Annotated in this window: 16 protein-coding genes; 7 read left to right on the top strand and 9 right to left on the bottom strand. The window is 71.8% G+C overall.

Annotated elements, in window-relative coordinates:
* Nucleotides 1–81: 81 nt before the first annotated feature.
* Nucleotides 82–1656: an FAD-dependent oxidoreductase gene (locus ACFRCG_RS04295; RefSeq protein ID WP_380001802.1), complete on the bottom strand. Its 1575-nt coding sequence runs from the start codon at nt 1654–1656 to the stop codon at nt 82–84.
* Nucleotides 1657–1858: 202 nt separating this feature from the next.
* Nucleotides 1859–2626 (bottom strand): IclR family transcriptional regulator, encoded by a 768-nt coding sequence (locus ACFRCG_RS04290; protein WP_380028606.1) that lies wholly within the window; start codon nt 2624–2626, stop codon nt 1859–1861.
* 397 nt (nt 2627–3023) lie between these two features.
* Between ACFRCG_RS04290 and ACFRCG_RS04285 the strand changes: the two genes are divergently transcribed.
* Nucleotides 3024–3734, top strand: a complete 711-nt coding sequence (locus ACFRCG_RS04285; RefSeq protein ID WP_380028603.1) for an MIP/aquaporin family protein — start codon at nt 3024–3026, stop codon at nt 3732–3734.
* A 52-nt stretch (nt 3735–3786) separates the two neighbouring features.
* A complete protein-coding gene (gene glpK, locus ACFRCG_RS04280) occupies nt 3787–5313 on the top strand; it encodes a glycerol kinase GlpK (RefSeq protein ID WP_380028601.1) in 1527 nt (508 codons plus the stop codon).
* Between the two features lie 156 nt (nt 5314–5469).
* Here the strand turns inward: glpK and ACFRCG_RS04275 are convergent, their stop codons facing one another.
* Nucleotides 5470–6726 carry an alpha/beta hydrolase gene (locus ACFRCG_RS04275; RefSeq protein ID WP_380028599.1) on the bottom strand — a complete coding sequence of 419 codons (1257 nt, stop codon included), beginning with the start codon at nt 6724–6726 and terminating at the stop codon, nt 5470–5472.
* A 181-nt stretch (nt 6727–6907) separates the two neighbouring features.
* On the opposite strand from ACFRCG_RS04275, the gene ACFRCG_RS04270 reads away from it, so the two are divergent.
* The gene (locus tag ACFRCG_RS04270; RefSeq protein ID WP_380028597.1) at nt 6908–7897 is read left to right on the top strand and encodes an ArsR/SmtB family transcription factor; all 990 of its coding nucleotides are present in this window, start codon (nt 6908–6910) and stop codon (nt 7895–7897) included.
* A gap of 73 nt (nt 7898–7970) precedes the next feature.
* Entirely contained in the window at nt 7971–8660 is a 690-nt protein-coding gene (locus ACFRCG_RS04265) for a class I SAM-dependent methyltransferase (RefSeq protein ID WP_380028595.1), read from the top strand.
* Between the two features lie 17 nt (nt 8661–8677).
* Here the strand turns inward: ACFRCG_RS04265 and ACFRCG_RS04260 are convergent, their stop codons facing one another.
* The 6 genes from ACFRCG_RS04260 to ACFRCG_RS04235 form a co-directional block, all read right to left on the bottom strand.
* Nucleotides 8678–9637 carry a TolB family protein gene (locus tag ACFRCG_RS04260; protein ID WP_380028593.1) on the bottom strand — a complete coding sequence of 320 codons (960 nt, stop codon included), beginning with the start codon at nt 9635–9637 and terminating at the stop codon, nt 8678–8680.
* Nucleotides 9634–10926: an MFS transporter gene (locus tag ACFRCG_RS04255; protein ID WP_380028590.1), complete on the bottom strand. Its 1293-nt coding sequence runs from the start codon at nt 10924–10926 to the stop codon at nt 9634–9636. Before ACFRCG_RS04255 ends, ACFRCG_RS04260 begins: the two co-directional genes overlap by 4 nt.
* Before the next feature lie 29 nt (nt 10927–10955).
* Nucleotides 10956–12602 (bottom strand): discoidin domain-containing protein, encoded by a 1647-nt coding sequence (locus tag ACFRCG_RS04250; protein ID WP_380028587.1) that lies wholly within the window; start codon nt 12600–12602, stop codon nt 10956–10958.
* A 248-nt stretch (nt 12603–12850) separates the two neighbouring features.
* A complete protein-coding gene (locus ACFRCG_RS04245) occupies nt 12851–13132 on the bottom strand; it encodes a hypothetical protein (protein ID WP_380028585.1) in 282 nt (93 codons plus the stop codon).
* On the bottom strand, nt 13129–13695 hold the full coding sequence (locus tag ACFRCG_RS04240) for a sigma-70 family RNA polymerase sigma factor (protein WP_380028796.1): 567 nt from the start codon (nt 13693–13695) through the stop codon (nt 13129–13131). The genes ACFRCG_RS04245 and ACFRCG_RS04240 overlap by 4 nt, the downstream gene beginning before the upstream one ends.
* A 107-nt stretch (nt 13696–13802) precedes the next feature.
* Nucleotides 13803–15377: a sodium:solute symporter gene (locus tag ACFRCG_RS04235; protein ID WP_380028582.1), complete on the bottom strand. Its 1575-nt coding sequence runs from the start codon at nt 15375–15377 to the stop codon at nt 13803–13805.
* A 181-nt stretch (nt 15378–15558) separates the two neighbouring features.
* Here ACFRCG_RS04235 and ACFRCG_RS04230 point away from each other — a divergent pair, with 181 nt between their 5' ends.
* The 3 genes from ACFRCG_RS04230 to ACFRCG_RS04220 all read left to right on the top strand — a co-directional run bounded on the left by ACFRCG_RS04230 (nt 15559) and on the right by ACFRCG_RS04220 (nt 18288).
* Entirely contained in the window at nt 15559–15807 is a 249-nt protein-coding gene (locus ACFRCG_RS04230; RefSeq protein WP_380028580.1) for a DUF3311 domain-containing protein, read from the top strand.
* Nucleotides 15808–15955: 148 nt separating this feature from the next.
* Nucleotides 15956–18076, top strand: a complete 2121-nt coding sequence (locus ACFRCG_RS04225) for a carbon starvation CstA family protein (RefSeq protein WP_380028793.1) — start codon at nt 15956–15958, stop codon at nt 18074–18076.
* Nucleotides 17974–18288, top strand: coding sequence for a CstA-like transporter-associated (seleno)protein (locus ACFRCG_RS04220; protein ID WP_380028578.1), 315 nt, complete (start codon nt 17974–17976; stop codon nt 18286–18288). Before ACFRCG_RS04225 ends, ACFRCG_RS04220 begins: the two co-directional genes overlap by 103 nt.
* Nucleotides 18289–18656: the final 368 nt, after the last annotated feature.

Here is an 18656-nt window from a genome sequence, read left to right as displayed (position 1 = left end):
TCCATCCGCCACCAGGGAGATACCGAGGATCGACGCGGATAACGGAAATCGCCGGACGAGTTCCGAGGAAGGTGGCGCGGATCAGTGTGGCTTGGCCGCCAGCAGGTCCTCGACCCGGGCCCGCACCTCGGGGGTGTCCAGGCCGCGGATGGTCACCGTGGTCCGCCGGCGCAGCACGTCGTCCACCGTCATCGCCCACTCGTGGTCGCGGGCGTAGGCGGCCTGGGCCCAGATGTCCGGACCGTCGGGGTGGATGCGCTCGCCGAGCGAGCGGTCGGCGCGCACCATCGCGGCCAGGTCGTAGGCCAGGTTGCCGTAGTGCGAGGCCAGGTGCCGGGCCACCGCCGGGTCGACGCCGTCCTCCGCGGTGGCCTCGCCGAGCAGCCGGTGGGCCACCGCCTCGGGGTTGGCCGAGCCCGGCAGCGCCACCCGGCGCAGCGGGGTGGCCATGTCCTGCTCCAGCGCCACCACGCCGGCCTTGGCCAGCTTGTCCATGACGGTGCGGCCGATGTGCCGGTAGGTGGTCCACTTGCCGCCCGCCACCGACAACATGCCGCCGCGCCCCTCGCTGACCACCGTCTCGCGCTTGGCCTCGCTGGTGGCGCCGGCTCCGCCCGGCAGTACCCGCAGGCCGGCGAAGGCGTAGGTGATGTCCTCGCGGCGCAGCTGGTCCGGGTCGACGGCGTTGCCCGCCTCGTCCAGGATCTGCGCGATGTCGGCCTCGGTCGGCGAGACCTTGCCGGGATCGCCCTCGTACGCCTCGTCGGTGGTGCCGAGCAGCAGGTGCTCCTCCCACGGGATGGCGAAGGAGACCCGGTACTTGTCGATCGGGATGGTCAACGCCGCGCGCCACGGCTGTTGTTGGCGCAGGACGAGGTGAACGCCCTTGGACAGCCGGATGCTCGGCTCGGCGGCCGGGTCCTCCATCCGGCGCAGATGGTCCACCCACGGGCCGGTGGCGTTGAGCACGACGCGCGCGTTCACCCCGAACTCGGCGCCGTCGAGGCGGTCGCGCAGTTCGGCGCCGGTGACCCGGCCGCCGGCGTCCTTGCGCAGGGCGACCACCTCGGCGTGGTTGAGCACCACCGCGCCCGCCTCGACCGCGGCGCGCACCGTGGTCACCGCGACCCGGCTGTCGTTCATCTGGTGGTCGCCGTACACCGCGGCGCGGCGCAGGCCCTCCTTGCGCAGGGCCGGGACGAGTTCGAGCGCGTTGTCGGGGCCGATCACCTTGCCCATGCCGTCGCCGAACGCGGACAGGGCCGAGTAGAGGAAGACGCCGGCGCCGAGTTTGGCCGAGCCGTGCGGGCCGTCCTTGTAGACCGGGACCAGGAAGGACAGCGGGCGGACCAGGTGCGGGGCGACGTCGCGGGCCAGGGTGCGGCGTTCGCGGTGGTTCTCGGCGACCAGCTTGAGATTGCCGGTCTGGAGGTAGCGCAGGCCGCCGTGGACCAGCTTGGAGGACGCGGACGAGGTGGCGCCGGCGAAGTCGCCGGCGTCGACCATGGCCACCCGCAGTCCGGTCTGGGCCGCGGTCCAGGCCACCGCCGTGCCGAGGATGCCGCCGCCGATGACGAGCAGGTCGTGGGTACCGCGCGAGAGTTCGGCCCGGCTGTGGGCGCGTGCGGGGACGGTCGGATCCGTGGCGGTGCTCATCACGCGTCTCATTTCCACTCGGCCGGCTACTACGGTGCGGGTGGGACGAGTCCCGAACCCAACCTAGGTGGTCGGCATTGTCGAACGACGAACGACAGTTTTCCGGCCGCGCGAGGCAGCGTCAAGTACGCCCGGTCGAGACGGGGAGCGAACGGGCGCGCCGAAGCCGGGTCGCGCCGCGAAGGCGGTGCGTGTCGCCGGCTCAGTAGGGGAACGACGCGCCCAGGTCGCGCGAGATGGCGCGGGCCGCGTCGCGGACCGCGGCGACCAGGGTGGGCCGCGGGGCGCCGTCGGCGACGATACGTTCGACGGCGCCGCTGATGCCCACCGCGCCCACCGGGGTGCCGCGCCGGTCGCGGATCGGCGCGGCGATCCCGGCCAGGCCCAGGACCGATTCCTCGACGTCGGCCGCCCAACCGCGTTCGCGCACCGTGACGCTCTCCGCGTCCATCGCCGCCGGGTCGGTGATCGTGCGCGCGGTGAAGGCGACCGCGTCCGTCTCGTCCAACTCCGCGCGCGCGGCCGGATCGAGGGCGAGCAGGACCTTGCCCCACGCGGTGGAGTGCAGCGGCAACATCGCGCCTATCTCCAGCACCTGGCGGCTGTCGTCCGGCCGGAATACGTGGTGGATCACCAGCACGCCGCCCTTGTGCAACACGCCGATCCGCACGCTCTCCCCGGTGCCGCGGGCCAGATCGTCCGCCCAGACCAGGGCCCGGGCGCGCAACTCGTGCACGTCCAGGTAGGAACTGCTCAGCCGCAGCAGCTCGGCGCCGAGCTGGTACTTGCCGCTCTTGGGGTCCTGCTCCACGAACCCCTCCTGGTGGAGCGTGCGCAGGATGCCGTGCGCGGTGCCCTTCGCCAGACCCAGGGTGGTCGCGACCTCGCTCAGGCCGAAGCGCCGTTCGCCGCCGGCGAGCAACCGCAGGATCGCCGCTGCGCGTTCCAGCGACTGGATGGGACCGGGCATACCGACTCCTCCGTCGAAGATCAGGTTGGCAATGTAGAACAGCGGTTGTGAACACGCCGGCCGGGTCCGGGCCCGCCCCGAGCGCCGCGGTACCCGTTGCTCGAGTCGGGGACGAGATGTTCACCGACTCTTGACGGCGGCGCAACCCGCAGAGAACACTGCCGGACAGCGGTCGTCAATGTCGAATATCAGTCGAATACCAGTCGAATATCCGCCGAGGACCGGTCGAGTACCGGTCCCGAACACCAGTCGTAGTCATCCCGCAGACCGAATCGGGACGGCCGACCCGCTGTGACCGGCGCGCTCTCGTGGGTGCGCCGTGTGTCGTCCGGCGCCGTGTCCATTCCGGCGTCGCATCCCGCCTGCCAACCGGTGTCATTCACGAAGGGGCTCAGTGATGACGAACGGCGACATCTTCGTCGGCGAGACCTTGGGTACATCCATCCTGGTGCTCCTCGGCGTCGGCGTGTGCGCCGCGGTGACGCTCAACCGGTCCAAGGCGCAACACGCCGGCTGGTTGGCGATCACCTTCGGCTGGGGCTTCGCGGTTCTGGCCGGCGCCTATGCGAGCGTGTCCCTGTCCGGTGCGCATCTCAATCCCGCGGTCACGCTCGGGATCGCGGTCAAGACGGGAGAGTGGGACAAGGTGCCGCTGTACCTGGCCGGGCAGTTCACCGGGGCGGTGATCGGCGCCGTGCTGGCCTGGGCGACCTATCTCGGCCAGTTCCGGGAGCACGGCGAGCCGGTACTCGGGGTGTTCGCCACCTCGCCGGAGATCCGCCACCCGATCCAGAACGTGATCACCGAGTCGATCGCCACCATGGTGCTGGTCATCGTCATCCTCACCCAGGGCCTGACCAACGGGCTCGCGCTGTCCGGCACCGGCGTACTGATCACCGCGCTCCTGGTGGTCGGCATCGGACTGTCCCTGGGCGGCCCGACCGGCTACGCGATCAACCCGGTCCGCGACCTCGGGCCGCGCCTGGCCCACTCGTTCCTGCCGATCCCCGGCAAGGGCGGCTCGGACTGGTCCTACGCGTGGGTGCCGGTGGTCGGCCCGACGCTGGGCGGGCTCGCGGCCGGCGGCCTGTACCGTCTCGCCTTCTGACCGTCCCCCACCCCACCCGACTCCCACGCTCGGATCCTTCGGAAGAGGAGCCATGTCCGACACGTACATCGCCGCGATCGACCAGGGCACCACGTCCAGCCGCTGCATCATCTTCGGCGCCGACGGCCGGATCGTCGCCGTCGACCAGCGCGAGCACCGGCAGATCTTCCCGCGCCCGGGGTGGGTCGAGCACGACGCCGCCGAGATCTGGAGCGTGGTGCAGGCGGTCGTCGCCGGCGCGCTGGACCGGGCCGGCCTGCGGCGGGACCAGATCCGCGCGCTCGGCATCACCAACCAGCGCGAGACGACCGTGTTGTGGGATCGCCATACCGGGGTCCCGGTACACAACGCCATCGTGTGGCAGGACACCCGCACCGACGCGCTGTGTCGCGAACTGGGCGGCAACGTCGGCCAGGACCGCTTCCGGGTGGAGACCGGCCTCCCGCTGGCGAGCTACTTCGCCGGCCCCAAGATCCGCTGGCTGCTCGACAACGTCGAGGGGCTGCGCGAGCGGGCCGACCGGGGCGACATCCTGTTCGGCACGATGGAGTCGTGGGTGGTGTGGAACCTCACCGGCGGCCCGGACGGCGGGGTGCATGTCACGGACGTCACCAACGCCTCGCGCACGATGTTGATGAACCTGGAGACGCTGGACTGGGACGACCGGATCCTGCGCGCGATGGACGTGCCGCGTTCGGTGCTGGCCGAGATCCGCTCCTCCGCCGAGGTGTACGGCACCGCGAAGGGGGTCCTGGAGGGCGTGCCCGTCGCCTCCGCGCTCGGCGACCAGCAGGCCGCGCTGTTCGGCCAGACCTGCTTCGAACCCGGCGAGGCCAAGAGCACCTACGGCACCGGGAGCTTCCTGCTGATCAACACCGGGCCGCGGATCGTGCAGTCGCACCACGGGCTGCTCAGCACGGTCGGCTACCGACTGGGCAAGGACGCCCCGGTCTACGCGCTCGAGGGCTCGATCGCGGTCACCGGCTCGCTGGTGCAGTGGATGCGCGACCAGATGGGGCTGATCGCCACCGCGGCGGAGATCGAGACGCTGGCGCTGACCGTGGAGGACAACGGCGGGGCCTACTTCGTGCCCGCCTTCTCCGGGTTGTTCGCGCCGTACTGGCGTTCGGACGCGCGCGGGGTGATCGCGGGGCTGACCGCCTACGTGAACAAGGGGCACATCGCCCGGGCCGTCCTGGAGGCCACCGCGTGGCAGACCCGGGAGGTGGTGGACGCGATGGAGCGCGACTCGGGCGTCGAGTTGGCCACGCTCAAGGTGGACGGCGGGATGACCGCCAACAATCTGCTCATGCAGACCATCGCGGACGTGCTCGACGCTCCCGTCGCCCGCCCGTTCGTGGCCGAGACCACCGCGCTCGGCGCCGCGTACGCCGCGGGTCTCGCGGTCGGCTACTGGCCCGACCTCGACTCGCTGCGGGCGAACTGGCACCGCGCGGCGGAGTGGACCTCGCGGATGGACGAGGCCACGCGCGAGCGCGGCTACCGCAACTGGCGCAAGGCGGTGGACCGGACGATGGACTGGGTCGAGGAGCCGGACGCGCGCCCCCGCCCGTCCTGAACATCTCCCCACCGACCGCAAGGCGGTGACCCGGGCCGGTGCGTGGCCGACCCGGGCGGGGCGACCCCGGCGCGTGATCGGCGCCGGGGTCGTCGCACGACCACGCCTCGGTGGGCCGGCAGGGCCGGGCATCGATGCGTCGGCGGGGGTGCGGCGTCAGCGCGTCGGCAGGTGTCGGGCGAAGAACCCGTGCACGTGCCGGCGGACCGTGGGGACCGACCGGGTCGGGGCGATCGCGCCGACCAGCGTGTCGCGGTCGGCCGGCGTCATCCGGCCCGACGCCACCAACTGCGGCGCGATGGCCGCGTAGTCGGTGAACACGGAGTGCGCCGACGACCGCATCCGCCGCCGGGGAATCGGGTGGCCGGAGTGGGCGAGCAGCGCCGACCAGGAACGTTCCAACACGGCGTGCTCCGGGAAGCCGTCGGTGTCGATCAGCAACAGCGGCCGATCGGCCCCGTCGCGGGCGACGGGGTACAACTCGCCCAGCTGTCCGGGCACCCGGGACGGGTGGTCCAGATAGCCCTCCAGGTTGATCGCGGCGGCGATACGGCGGTCCTCGGCCATCGTCTCGGCCGCGGTGGTACCGCCCGCCGAGTGGCCGTACACACCCACCCGGCGCGGATCCAACACCCGGTGCAGATCCGCCGGGAGCGGGCGGCCGGTCGGGTCCGGGTTGCCGCCCGCCGCGAGCACGGCCACCTGCTCCAGGACGAACTTCGTGTCCGCGATCCGCGTGTCGATCATCGTGTCGGCGATCGTGGGATCGTTGCGGGGGTCGAACCGGAACACGGTCCACCGCACCCGGTCCCGACCCGCCAGATCGACCGGGAACTCGACCACCGCGGCGTCCCCCGGGTGGTCCATGGTCACCACCACGTAGCCCCGGCTCGCCAGTTCCTCGGCGAGCCCGGTGCCCATCCCTCGCGGATCGCCGCCGCCGGGGCTGTACAGCAGCACGGGGCGCCGCGTGGCCTGCGCGGGGGCGTCGATGTAGGAGTGGGTACGGGTGGCGGCCCAGTCCACCCCCGCCGACGGCAACTGCGGATGGCTCAGCGGACCGGCCACGGCGAACTCCCGCGCGGCGGCCTCGGGCAGTTGCGACGCGACGGTCCGCCCGGCCACACCGCGCGCCGGGTAGTACAGGGTGATCATCATCTCCCGGACCGCGATCGGCTCCCACGGATCGGTGCGGGAACGATCGACCAGATACAGCGTGGTCGTGCCGACCGGATGCGGGCCGGTCGGCGCGGGCAGTCGCAGCTCGCCGGGCACCGACGGGTCCGCGCCGCCCGACTGGGCCCGCGCGGGCCGGGCCCGGACCACGCTGCCCGCGAAGAGCAGCGCGGCGGCCGGTATCGCCGCCCCGAGGATGCTTCGCCGACCGATCGCGGGACCTGCTTCGTGCACCATGGATCCTCCTCGTGTCGCCCTACCCGGGTCGCCCGGAGTGCCCGGTGACCTGCATAATTGCGGCTTCGGCGGGCTTGTGGCCGAATTCGGGGCAGGACCCGAAGGTTGGCATCCGACAGGGGCCTCACACGAGGTTTGCGGCCGAGGCCGAAAGGATGGCGCCGCACCGACAGGAGGGGTAATGCTCCGGATCCGATTCACCGCCGCGGACTTCGGCCGGATCAGGTTCGCGCCGCGGCCGGCCCCGCTGCTGGAGCTGAACGTGGCCATGATGCGCGTGTTCCGCCCGGACGAGGCGCTCCTGCTCGGCACCTGGCGACAACGCCTGCTCCGGGCCCTGCCTGTGGCGGCCGAACCGTTCGGGGACCTGGTGCCGGGTCCGCCGGCGCCGAACTTCCTCGACGAGTTCGCCGACTCGCTGACCGAGGGCCTGGATACGATCCGCACCACCCGCCCCGAGACGGTGCGGGCCGAGCTGGAACGGGTGTACGCCCCGCACCCGACCCCCGCGCCGGCGTGGATCCGCGATCTGCACCGCGGCGACGAGCACTCCTGGCGGATCCTGCGCCGGGCCCGGCACGCCGCCTACGAGGCGGTGTTGGCGCCGGTGTGGTCCGTGGTCCAGGACCTGCACCGGGCCGAATTCACCCGCCACGCGCTGGGCATGGCCGAGCACGGCCTCGGTCCGACCCTCGCCGACCTCGTTCCGGGCAGCCGACTGCACGAGGACGTCTGGGAGTTCGCCGGTCCCGCCGCCCGGGAGATCCCACTGCGCGGGCGCGGCCTGCTGCTCCAGCCCACCTTCCATTGGAGCGGCCACCCGCTGATCTCCGACCTGCCCCACCGCCCGGTGGCCGTCACCTACCCCGCCGGTCCCGGCCTGCCGCCGACTCCCACCGGCCCGGCCGACACCGCGGAAGCACTCGCGGCGGTGCTCGGCCGAACCCGCACCGACATCCTGTGCGTGCTGGCCGCCGGCCACACCACCGGCGATCTCGCCCGCCGCCTGCGGGTGAGCAACGCCACCGTCTCCGAACACACCGCGGCCCTGCGCGCCGCCGGCCTGATCACCACCACCCGCATCGGTCGCGCGGTCCGCCACGAACGCACGCCGGTCGGAACACTGTTGATCGGCCGGCACGGTCTGCAAACCGTTGACAGTCCCGGGTGACAGCGGTTTGGGTGGGCGGGTTGGTGTCCGTTTCGTGGGCGGCCGGGGGTCGTTCGGGGGAAGGGGATCGGTCATGGCGCGTATTCGTGAGGGATTTCGCGGTGAGGGACCCGGGGCGTTCACTCCGGACGGGTGTGCCGTGGAGATGTACGGGATGTTGCCGGTGCGCGAGGAGCCGGACATGATCGCGCTCGGGGCCCGAGAGGGGGCGCGCAGACTCCTCGAACTCGGATGTGGGGCCGGACGGGTGACCCATGCCATGGTCGAGCGGGGGTGGGAGGTGACGGCGGTGGACGAGTCGCCGGAGATGCTCGATCGGGTGCGCGGGGCGAAGCCCGTGTTGTCCACGATCGAGGATCTGCGGCTCGACGAGCGTTTCGACGTCGTGTTGTTGGGTTCCTATCTCGTACACCAGGCCGAGGCCGAGGTCCGCAAGGCGATGCTCGACACCTGTCGCACCCATGTGGCCGACGACGGGGTGGTGCTCATCCAGCGCGAAGGCCGCGGCTGGCACGACGAGTTGCCCCGCGTCAACGAACACCCCCGGGGCGCCGTGCACATCCTCGCCGCCGATCCGATCGGCGACGGGGTCAACGCGATGCGGATCGAGTACGAGTTCGACGGCATGCGGTGGGCGCACGAGTTCCGCTCCCGGCCGCTCACGGACCCGGAGTTCGAGGCGGCCCTCGCCGAGTCCGACCTGGTGGTGGACGCCTACCTGGACGAACACCGCACCTGGGTACGGGTGTTGCCGGCGTCGTGACCGACCCCGGCCACCCGTCAGCGCAGCAGTGTCGGTGACGCCCCCTTCGTGACGAGCAGGCGCGGGGCGCCCGTTCCGTCGGCCGGGACGGCGTAGATGTCGCGGTCTCGGCCGTACATCACGGTGTTGTCGTCGAGCCAGGCGGCCTGGTCGTCGACGTTCGCGTGTTCGGCCAACGGGGTTTCGCGCATCGTGGCCAGGTCCAGGACGTGCAGTCGCCACGTGGACTTGCCGGAGCGCTTCTTGAAGGCGATGCGGGTGCCGTCGGGGGACAGGGACGGGCATTCGACGCCGTCGCGGATGGTGTGCGCCTCCCAGTTGGCGTAGTCGCCCTCGACCAGGTAGGTGTGGCCCTTCGTGCCGACCGTGGCATAGAAGCGGTTGTCGTCGGCGGCGAAGGTGACGCCCCAGTAGTTGACGTCGGGGGAGTGGTAGGGCTTGCCGTCGACGGTCAACGGGATGGCCTCGATGTTGATCAGGGTGTAGTCGGTGCGGGTGTCCAGGATGCCGGTCCAGGTGGAGAAGCCGGTCTTGTTGTACGACTCGCCGGAGACGAACACCGTCCACGACACCATGTTCCCGCTCGCGGAGACCCGGGCCCGGCTGGGGGTTCCGGCGAGTTCGATGCGGCGTTTGACGTTCGTGCCGGCGTCGACGATCAACGCGTCGGTGCCGGGCAGCGGGCCGCCCCGGGTCTGGAGGCAGACGCCGGTGCCCGCGCCGACGGCGAAACGTTCGCAGCGCAGGCCGCTGTCGACCCGGGCGGCGGCGGGGGTGTCCAGGCCGGTGTCGGCCACGGTGCGGTGTCCGCCGGCGCGGTTCGTGTCGACGAACACCAGCCGCCCGCGTGCGGTGAGGTCGAGCGGGCGGCGTTCGACCGTCGCCTCCTCGTTGCGGTCGGCCGCGAAGGTCGAGTAGCCGACCGCCACGCCGACCAGGACCAACAGCCCCAAGGCCAGGGCGAGCGCGCGCTTCATCCGGTCACCTCCGGGTCGAGCGGGGCCGACGGCAGCAGCCGTCGGGCCAAAAGCAGGCAGCCGGCCAGTCCGGCGCCCATGGCGTAGAGCGCGGGGCCCGCGCCCCACAGGGTCCAGGCCGCGCCGAAGAGCACCGAGGACAACAGCCGGGCACCGGCCTGTCCGGTCTGCAGCAGGGCCAGCCCGCTGGTGCGCAGGTGCACCGGCAGCAGCGGCCCGGCCGCGGCCATCAGCACACCGTCGGTGGCCGCGTAGAACAGGCCCTGAAGGCCCAGTACGAGGAGCAGCACCGCCCACCGCGACGTGCTCCCGGACGCGTGTCCGCCGGTGGGGGCGGCGGCGACCAGGTAGGCGGCGAGCAGCGCGAGGTGGCCGCCGAGGAAGACCCGGAAGCGGCCCACGCGGTCGGCGAGCCGGCCGATCGGCACCGCGAGCAGCAGGAACGCTCCGGCGGTGCCCAGCGGCAGCAGCGGGAACCAGCGCAGCGGGATGTCGAATCCGCGTTGCAGGACGAGGTAGACGAACGTGTCGCCGACGGTGAGCAGGCCCAGCAGCGCGGCTGCCACACACGTGCGACGAAACGGCGCCAGGCGCAGCAGGGCGAACGCGGCCCGGAGCGAGGCCGCGCGCCGGGGCGGCGCCGGTTCGCGATGGTCGCGGACGTACAGCATCAACAGCAGCACGCCGAACGTGGCGACGCAGAAGGAGACCACGAACACCGCGTCGTAGGCGTCGTGGGTGGTCCACAACACGGCGAACGCGGCGAGCGGGCCGAGGAAGGCGCCGACGGTGTCCATGGCGCGATGCACGCCGAAGGCCCGGCCCAGGTGCGGGGTCGGGGTGCTCAACGTGATCAGCGCGTCGCGGGGCGCGGTGCGCAGACCCTTGCCGGTACGGTCCGCCGCCAGCACCAGGCCGAGCCCGGCGATGGAGGAACCGACCAGCGGCAGGCCGAGTTTGCACACGGCGGACAGTCCGTACCCGGTGCCCGCGACCAGTTTGCGGCGCCGGGTGCGGTCGGCGATCTGGCCGCCGAGCAGGCGGACCATGGCGGTGACGCCGAACCAGCCGCCGTCCAGGAGGCCGTATTGCAGCGGGCTCAGTCCCAGGGTCAGGACGAGGTAGGTGGGCAGTACCGCGGTGACCATCTCGGCGGAGATGTCGGTGACCAGGCTGACGGTGCCGAGGGCGAGCACGTTGGCCGGGACGTTGCGGGTGAATCCCCGCGACGTCCCGACCGCCGTGCGCCCACCGGCCTGATCCGCGCGCCGGGTGGCGGCGATGTACACGGGCGATCCTCCGAGGCCGGGCGGATGGGTCAGTGGCAGGTGACCGGACCGAAGGAGTCGAGTTGGGTGCCGTCGTAGCGGACGAGTTGGCCGGAGTAGGTGCTGTCGGTGAGGGTCAGCTTCAGCACGGCGGGCGAACCGGTCACCCGCTTCTCGCTGTTGGGCTGCGGGGATTCGAAGTCGTAGGGATCGGCGCCGCCGGTGCCGACGAGCAGTTCACGCACGCCCGCGGGATCGGCCTTGGCCTTGGGGTTCTGCGGCGCGTAGCGCTCGTACAGGTGGTCGTGCCCGTTGAGGATCAGGTCGGCGTGGGCGTCGTAGAGCACCTGCCACGCGGTCTGGCTGACCTTGTCCGCCTGCGGGCCGGAACTGTACAGCGGCTTGTGCCAGTAGGCGGCCACGCAACCTTGCGTGTTGTTCGCCAGGTCGGCCTTGAGCCACTTGATCTGCGCCGAGGTGGACGACATGGACTGCTCGGAGTCGAGCGCGATGAAGTGCCAGCCGCCGCGGTCCCAGCTGTACCAGGTGGTGCCGTTGGGGGTGGCGCGGTCGCCGAAGTATGCCTTGTACCCGGCTTCCGGGGTGCTGTCGTCGTACTCGTGGTTGCCGGGCGAGGGACGGGTCTTGGCCTTGAACCGGCCCCAGGTGGTGTCGTAGTACTTGCGGTAGTCGGACAGACTGCCGGTGTCGTATTGGTTGTCCCCCAGGGTGATCACCTCGTCCGGGTTGATCGCCTCGACCCGGCGTGCGGTCTGCTGGGCGCCGCACTCCTGGCTCGCGGTGCAGCCCGGGTCGGAGATGTCCCCGGCGGCGACCACGGTGAAGGACGAACTCCCGGCCTGCGGCGTGCCGATCACCGCCGCGCTGGGTGCGGAGAGGTTGCCGGCCGCGTCCTTGGCGCGGATCGTGTAGGAGTAGGAGACGCCCGTGGTCAGGCCGGTGTCGGTGTAGGTGGTGCCTACGCTGGTGCCGACCGCGACGCCGTCGCGCAGGATGTCGTATCCGGTCACGCCGACGTTGTCGGTGGAGGCGGTCCAGGCCAGCGAGACGCCGGTGGGCGTGGTGCCGGTGACCTTGGGCGAGGTGGGTGCGCTCGGCGCGGTGGTGTCGGGGCCGCTCGCGCCGCCGAACACCTCGAACTCCCAGAGGGAGTAGCCGTAGTCGGTGCCGCGGGTGGTCGCGTAAACGCGCACGTGGCGGCCGTGGGTGGCCAGGGAACCGATGTCGTCGGTGCCGCCGTCGCCGGCCGAGGTGGAATACACCTTGGTCCACGACGCGCCGTCGGGCGAGACCTCGACGCGGTACGCCTTGGCGTAGGCGTCCTCCCAGCTCAGCAGCACCCGGGAGATCGGGACGTCGGAGCCGAGGTCGACGCTCAGCCACTGGGCGCCGGATCCCTCCTTGCTCGCCCAACGGGTGTCGGACTTGCCGTCGACGGCCTTGGCCGCGCCGTAGGAGGAGCTTTCCGTCGAGGAGGCGGTGGCGGGTTTGCCGCGCGAGAGCAACACCTCGGCGGCGGAGGCGGTTTCGCCGAACGTGAGCACGGCGGCGAGCAGGGCCAGGACCCCCGCGATCGCGGCGAATCCGCGGGACCGGGAGGGCCTGGGCAGAGCGTGTCGGAAGGCCCGGGACGGCGGCCTTCGGTGGGTGGGGCGCAGGGCTTGGGGCAGGTGCACGTCGTCCTCCGGTGGTGAGGAGCCGATCGTCGTCGAGCCTGAACCGGGCAGGGTGGTGCGCTCGTTCGGGCCGGAACACGACGGGGGTGCGCCGTCGTGGGGTGCCGACGGAGGCTCCGGCCCGACCGTCGGCCCGACGATCCCAAGGTGCCGCGCGCCGCGTCAATACTTGTTAGGAAACTTTACTAACAAGACTTCGGTTGGTCGCGAGCCGGCGACGGATCGTCTGCCCGCGCGCCGGATATCCGCTACGGGGACGGTGGTTGGTGGGGAATGGGTCCCGGGTCGGTGGGGGCGTGGTTGAGGACCAGCAGGCCGAGGACGACGGCCAGGGTGAAGACCGCGACGATCAGGCTCGCCAGGATCAGCCGGCGGCGGCGCTCGCGGCGCTGCCAGTCGCCGTGCGCGGCGCGATACGCGTCGGGGGCCGGGTGCACCCCGCCGGCCAGCGCCTCCAGGGCCTCGCGCAGGAGGTGCTCGGTGTCGGGTGAATCGGCCGTGCGGCCTTCGGCGCCGGGGGAGTTGCTCATCGCCGTACCTCCATCGCGTGCGTGAGCGCGGCCAGCCCACGCGCGGTGTGCGTTTTGACCGAACCGACCGAGATGCCCATGGTCGCCGCGATCTCCTTCTCCTTCAGGCACAACCAATGACGCAGTACCAATGCCTCGCGCTGGCGGGCGGGCAGTGCGCGCAGTGCGCTGATCAGCGCCCGCTGGTCGTCGCGCAGCAGGGCCGAGGTCTCCGCCGAGGCCACCGTGTCGATCCGGTCCTGCACGTGTCGGCGGGCGACCTGGAGGTGGCGTATTCGCATCCGGGTCAGGTTGCAGACCACCGACCGCAGATAGGCCGCGGCGGCGTCGGGGGTGCGCAGTTTCCGGTACTTGCGGTAGATCTCGTAATAGGCCTCGGCCACGATGTTCTCCGGGTCGTCCGCGCCCAGGAGGGTGGCGAGCCGGAGCATCGAGGGATAGTGCAGGTCGAACAGGCGTGCCACCTGGACCTCCCGATCCGACCCGGCCGGATCCGCGGCGGGTGGGGTCGCAGGAGCCGGTTGGGGGGAAAGGGTCGGTCGGATCGAAGGGGTCGGTTGGATCGCGGAGCCCGGTTGTGCCGAGGCGACGGGCGGCGCCGGGGGCGCGGCCTCCCGCGCCGGGATGTGCGCCGGCGGCGCCGCGTCGGAGGTGTCGCGTCGGATCCGTTTCACGAACCGTTCGCCCCCTTCCCCGGAGCCCGCCACAGGGCCGAACCTACCGCCAGGCGCGCGGGCAGCGCCGTGGTGTCCGCGCCGCGCGCCGCGCCGAACCGGTCGTACACCCCGGTCAGGACCAGGGTGACCGCGAGGTTGAGGGCGAGGGCCGCGAGCCCCGCGTACACCTGACCGCCGTGACCGCCCACCTCGACGCGCACCAGCGAGACGAAGCCCTCGCGGACCACCGCGACGGTGCCGGCCAGCATGCCCACCGCCCAGCCGACGAGCAGCGCCCGGTGATGCAGGTGCCGGGTGAACAGGCCGATCACCACCGCCGGGAAGATCTGCAGGATCCATACCCCGCCGAGCAGTTGCAGGTTGATCGCGGCCTGGTCGCGCAGTCCGAAGACGAACGCCACCGCGCCCACCTTCGCGATCAGCGACACCGCCTGGGCCACCCGGGTCTGCCGCTTGGGGGTGGCGGTGGGTTGGAAGTACGCGACGTAGACGTTGCGGGTGAACGAGGTCGCCGCGGCGATCGACATCACCGCCGCCGGCACCAGCGCGCCCACGATGATCGCGCCGAACACCAGCCCGGCCGGGAAGGCCGGCAGCAGCCGGTCCACCAGCAGCGGGACCGCCGCCTCGGCGGCGCCCGGCGGCGCGTCCACCGCCATCGCCAGCGCGGCGATGCCCAACACCCCGAACATCGCGAGCACCGCCGTCCAGGCGGGCAGCACCACGCACACCCGGCGCAGCGTGCGTGGACCGGCGGCGGCGAAACCGGCGGTCAACACGTGCGGGTACAGCAGCAGGGCCAGCGCCGAGCCGAGCGCCAGCGTGGCGAACCCGCCCTGCTGATGCGGACTCAGCACCAACGAGGCATCACCCGCACCCGACCGGGCCAGCCGCCGATCGGCCGCCTCGAACATCGGCCCGGGCCCGCCGAACCGGGCCAGCACGAAGCCCACCGCCACCGCGGCGGAGACGAACACCGCCGGCCCCTTCAACGCCGAGATCACCGTCGGCGCCCGCAACCCGTGCCGGTAGGTGGCGATCGCCAACCCCGCGAACAGCGCCACCATCGCCGCGTCCCCAGCCGCCCCGCGCGCCTGCAACCCGGCCGCCGCGAGCACCGCGCGGATGCCCAGGACCTGCAGGGCCAGGTACGGCATCGTGGCCAGGATCCCGGTCAGCGCGACCACCAGGGCCAGCGCCGGCGAACCGTACCGGCCGCGGACGAAGTCCGCCACCGTCACATAGCCGTGTTGCCGGGCCACCGCCCACAACCGGGGGAGCAGCACGAACGCCAGCGGGCAGACGATCACCGTGTACGGCAGCGCGAAGAACGCGCTCGCCCCGCGCCCGTACACCTGGCCCGGCACCGCCGTGAAGGTGTACGCGGTGAAGATCGTGCCGCCGAGCAGAAACCAGGTCCACACCGGCCCCAGACCACGATCGGCCAGCGCCCAGCGCTCCAGCGACGGCAGGTCGTCGTTGCGGTGCAGCCTCGGCGCGGTCACGGCCAGTAGCGACGCGCCGCCGACGACGATCAGGAAGGCGGCCGTCGTGGCCCCGTCGATCATCCGTCACCGTCCGCCTCGGCACGTGGGCGCCCTTGCCCGCAGGTTGCGCGAGCGTACCGGACCACGGATCGGCGACCGCGCGAATCCGCCGGAAATCGGCTGTCAACCGAATCGCCGGTCCGCGCAACTCTTCCACAGACCGACGATCCGTCGGTCCGCGGCATCGACCACAGGAGGCGACATGACCGGGGAGAACCCCCCGCACGCCGTCGGACGCACCGGCGCGACCCGCCGGATCGCGGCCGGCGCCCTCCTCGCGGCACCGGTCACGGCGCTGCTGTGGGTGCCCTGGTACGCGCGTCGGGGACCGGAGTTGGCCGGTGTCCCCTTCTTCTACTGGTATCAGCTCGCCTGGGTACCCGGCTGCGCGATCGCCATGTTCTGCGCCCACCTGCTGCTCCGCCGCCGCCCCGACCGGGACCACTCCTGACCCGGTCCGGCACGCCGCCGGCTCGTTCGCCCGTCCCTCCCCCGCTCGAACAGGAGTACGCGTGTCCGCCACAGAGACCCGCAGCCCCCGCCCGGACGACTCCGACGACCCCAACGACTCCGGCGACTTCGCGCACAACGCCAAGACCATCCTGATCTGGACCGTCGTCGCCCTGATCGGGGCGGCCGGCTGGGGCGTGGTCGCGCTGGCCCGCGGCGAGGAGATCTCGGCCGTCTGGCTGATCTTCGCCGCGGTCGCCTCGTACGCGATCGCCTACCGCTTCTACTCGCGCTTCATCGTCCGCCGGGTCCTGGAGCCCGACGACACCCGCGCCACCCCGGCGGAGCGCCTCGACGACGGCGTGGACTACCAACCCACCGACCACCGGGTCCTGTTCGGCCACCACTTCGCCGCGATCGCCGGCGCCGGACCGCTGGTGGGCCCGGTGCTCGCCGCGCAGATGGGCTACCTGCCCGGCACCATCTGGATCGTCGTGGGGGTGATCTTCGCCGGTGCCGTGCAGGACATGGTCGTGCTGTTCCTGTCGATGCGTCGAGACGGGAAGAGCCTGGGCCAGATGGCCCGCGACGAGATCGGCCGGGTCGGCGGCGCGGCGGCGCTGATCGCGGTGTTCGTGATCATGATCATCCTGCTCGCGGTGCTGGCCCTGGTCGTGGTCAACGCGCTGGCCGACTCGCCCTGGGGGACCTTCTCGGTCACGCTGACCGTGCCGATCGCGCTGTTCATGGGCGTGTACCTGCGCTACCTGCGCCCGGGGCGGGTCCTGGAGACCAGCGTGATCGGGGTGGCGTTGCTGCTGGCCGCGATCGTCGGCGGTGGGCAGATCGAGGACACCGCGCTCGGCGACGCGTTCACCTGGAGCCCGACCACCCTGGTGTTCTGCCTGATCGGCTACGGCTTCGTCGCCTCGGTGCTGCCGGTGTGGTTGTTGCTCGCCCCGCGCGACTACCTGTCCACGTTCATGAAGGTCGGCACGATCGTGCTGCTCGCGATCGGCGTGCTCGTGGCCGCGCCGAACATGAAGACGGACGCGGTCAGTTCGTTCGCCGGCTCCGGCTCCGGGCCGGTGTTCGCCGGGACGATGTTCCCGTTCCTGTTCATCACCATCGCCTGCGGCGCGCTCTCCGGGTTCCACGCGCTGGTCGCCTCCGGCACCACGCCGAAGCTGATCCGCAAGGAGTCGCAGGTCCGGATGATCGGCTACGGCGCCATGCTGATGGAGTCGTTCGTGGCGGTCATGGCGCTGATCGCCGCGTGTGTGATCGACCCGGGCCTGTACTACGCGATGAACGCCCCGGCCGGCGTGCTCGGCGCCACCGCGGAGAGCGCGTCGCACGCGGTCGCCGGTCTCGGCTTCACGATCACCCCCGACGACCTGCGCGCGGCGGCCCACGCGGTCGAGGAGAAGACCCTGATCGCCCGCTCCGGCGGGGCGCCCACGCTCGCCGTCGGGATGTCGGAGATCTTCGCCGACGTGTTCGGCGGCTCGGGGATGAAGGCGTTCTGGTACCACTTCGCGATCATGTTCGAGGCGCTGTTCATCCTGACCACGGTGGACGCCGGCACCCGGGTCGGCCGATTCATGCTCCAGGACATGCTCGGCAACGTCTGGAAGCCGATCGGCCGGGTCGACTGGAAGCCGGGCATCTGGATCACCAGCGCCGCGGTGGTCGGCCTGTGGGGCTACTTCCTGTACGCCGGCGCCACCGACCCGCTCGGCGGGATCAACCAGCTCTTCCCGCTCTTCGGCATCGCGAACCAACTGCTCGCGGCCGTCGCGCTCACCGTCGCCACCACGGTGCTGGTCAAGTCCGGCAAGCTGCGCTGGGCCTGGGTCACCGGCGTCCCGCTGGCCTGGGACGTCGCGGTGACGTACACCGCCGGCGTGGAGAAGATCTTCTCCGACGACCCCCGCATCGGCTTCTTCGCGCAACGCGACCGCTACGCCGACGCGATCGACGCGGGCAAGGTGCTCGGCCCGGCCAAGAACATGGACGACATGCACACCGTGGTGCTGAACTCCACCGTCGACGGCGTGCTGATCGCGATCTTCCTGGTGCTGATCGCACTGGTGATCGCCAACGCGGCCGTGGTGTGCGTGCGGGCGATCCGCGCCGGGGGATCGTTGCCCACCACCGAGACGCCGTGGGTCGAGTCCACCCTGGACCTCGGACCGGGCGGCGCGGCCGGGGATCGGGCACTCGCCGGCGCTGGCGCCGCGTCCGGCGACGCGGTGGGACGCTCGTGACGCGGCGGGCCCGGGATCTTCGGCAGGCGCCCGGGCGGGTGTTCGGGTGGGTGCGGTGGTACCTGCGGGAGATCTCCGGCGACGCGGACTACGAGCGACACTGCCGGCGACACCTGCGGGAGCACCCCCACCGACCGGCGCCGACCCGACGCGAGTACGAGTCCTGGCGGACCCGGCGACGCGAGGAGCGGCCGCAGACACGCTGCTGCTGAGGCATCGGCGGTGGGTGAAAGGGCGGTGTCGACACGCGTCGACACCGCCCTTTCGGAAATTCGGTCCGCTCCGGCCGGAAAAAATTAGTCCGAATCGATGCGCTCCCGTGCTGTTGCACATGTGACCGATATGTAAGCGACATGTGAACGTTCGTCGCGGGCACGTCCGTTCGCCCCCACCGGCGGGTCGTCGGGACCGCGCGTGCGGGCGTGCACGCCGGGTTCGCGGCCGGTCTGATCAAGGGTTCTCACGCGTCGACGACGCAGGTCGGAGGCGGGCGTGCGCGGGGCGTTCGCGCACTACACCAGGTGACCCGAATGGTTCAACCGAGCCGTCGAAAGCGCCCGAGCGGGGGCTGAATTCACCC

The sequence above is a fragment of the Embleya sp. NPDC056575 genome (assembly GCF_042793325.1).
Lineage (GTDB): Bacteria > Actinomycetota > Actinomycetes > Streptomycetales > Streptomycetaceae > Embleya.
This window is presented reverse-complemented; position numbering and strand designations above follow the sequence as displayed.

What these genes read in the sequence shown, in the direction of transcription:
- ACFRCG_RS04235 (WP_380028582.1), bottom strand. Translation starts at nt 15,377, where the DNA reads ATGATCGACGGGGCCACGACGGCCGCCTTCCTGATCGTCGTCGGCGGC.
- ACFRCG_RS04275 (WP_380028599.1), bottom strand. Translation starts at nt 6,726, where the DNA reads ATGGTGCACGAAGCAGGTCCCGCGATCGGTCGGCGAAGCATCCTCGGG.
- ACFRCG_RS04285 (WP_380028603.1), top strand. Translation starts at nt 3,024, where the DNA reads ATGACGAACGGCGACATCTTCGTCGGCGAGACCTTGGGTACATCCATC.
- glpK (WP_380028601.1), top strand. Translation starts at nt 3,787, where the DNA reads ATGTCCGACACGTACATCGCCGCGATCGACCAGGGCACCACGTCCAGC.
- ACFRCG_RS04295 (WP_380001802.1), bottom strand. Translation starts at nt 1,656, where the DNA reads ATGAGCACCGCCACGGATCCGACCGTCCCCGCACGCGCCCACAGCCGG.
- ACFRCG_RS04290 (WP_380028606.1), bottom strand. Translation starts at nt 2,626, where the DNA reads ATGCCCGGTCCCATCCAGTCGCTGGAACGCGCAGCGGCGATCCTGCGG.
- ACFRCG_RS04260 (WP_380028593.1), bottom strand. Translation starts at nt 9,637, where the DNA reads ATGAAGCGCGCGCTCGCCCTGGCCTTGGGGCTGTTGGTCCTGGTCGGC.
- ACFRCG_RS04270 (WP_380028597.1), top strand. Translation starts at nt 6,908, where the DNA reads ATGCTCCGGATCCGATTCACCGCCGCGGACTTCGGCCGGATCAGGTTC.
- ACFRCG_RS04245 (WP_380028585.1), bottom strand. Translation starts at nt 13,132, where the DNA reads ATGAGCAACTCCCCCGGCGCCGAAGGCCGCACGGCCGATTCACCCGAC.
- ACFRCG_RS04265 (WP_380028595.1), top strand. Translation starts at nt 7,971, where the DNA reads ATGGCGCGTATTCGTGAGGGATTTCGCGGTGAGGGACCCGGGGCGTTC.
- ACFRCG_RS04230 (WP_380028580.1), top strand. Translation starts at nt 15,559, where the DNA reads ATGACCGGGGAGAACCCCCCGCACGCCGTCGGACGCACCGGCGCGACC.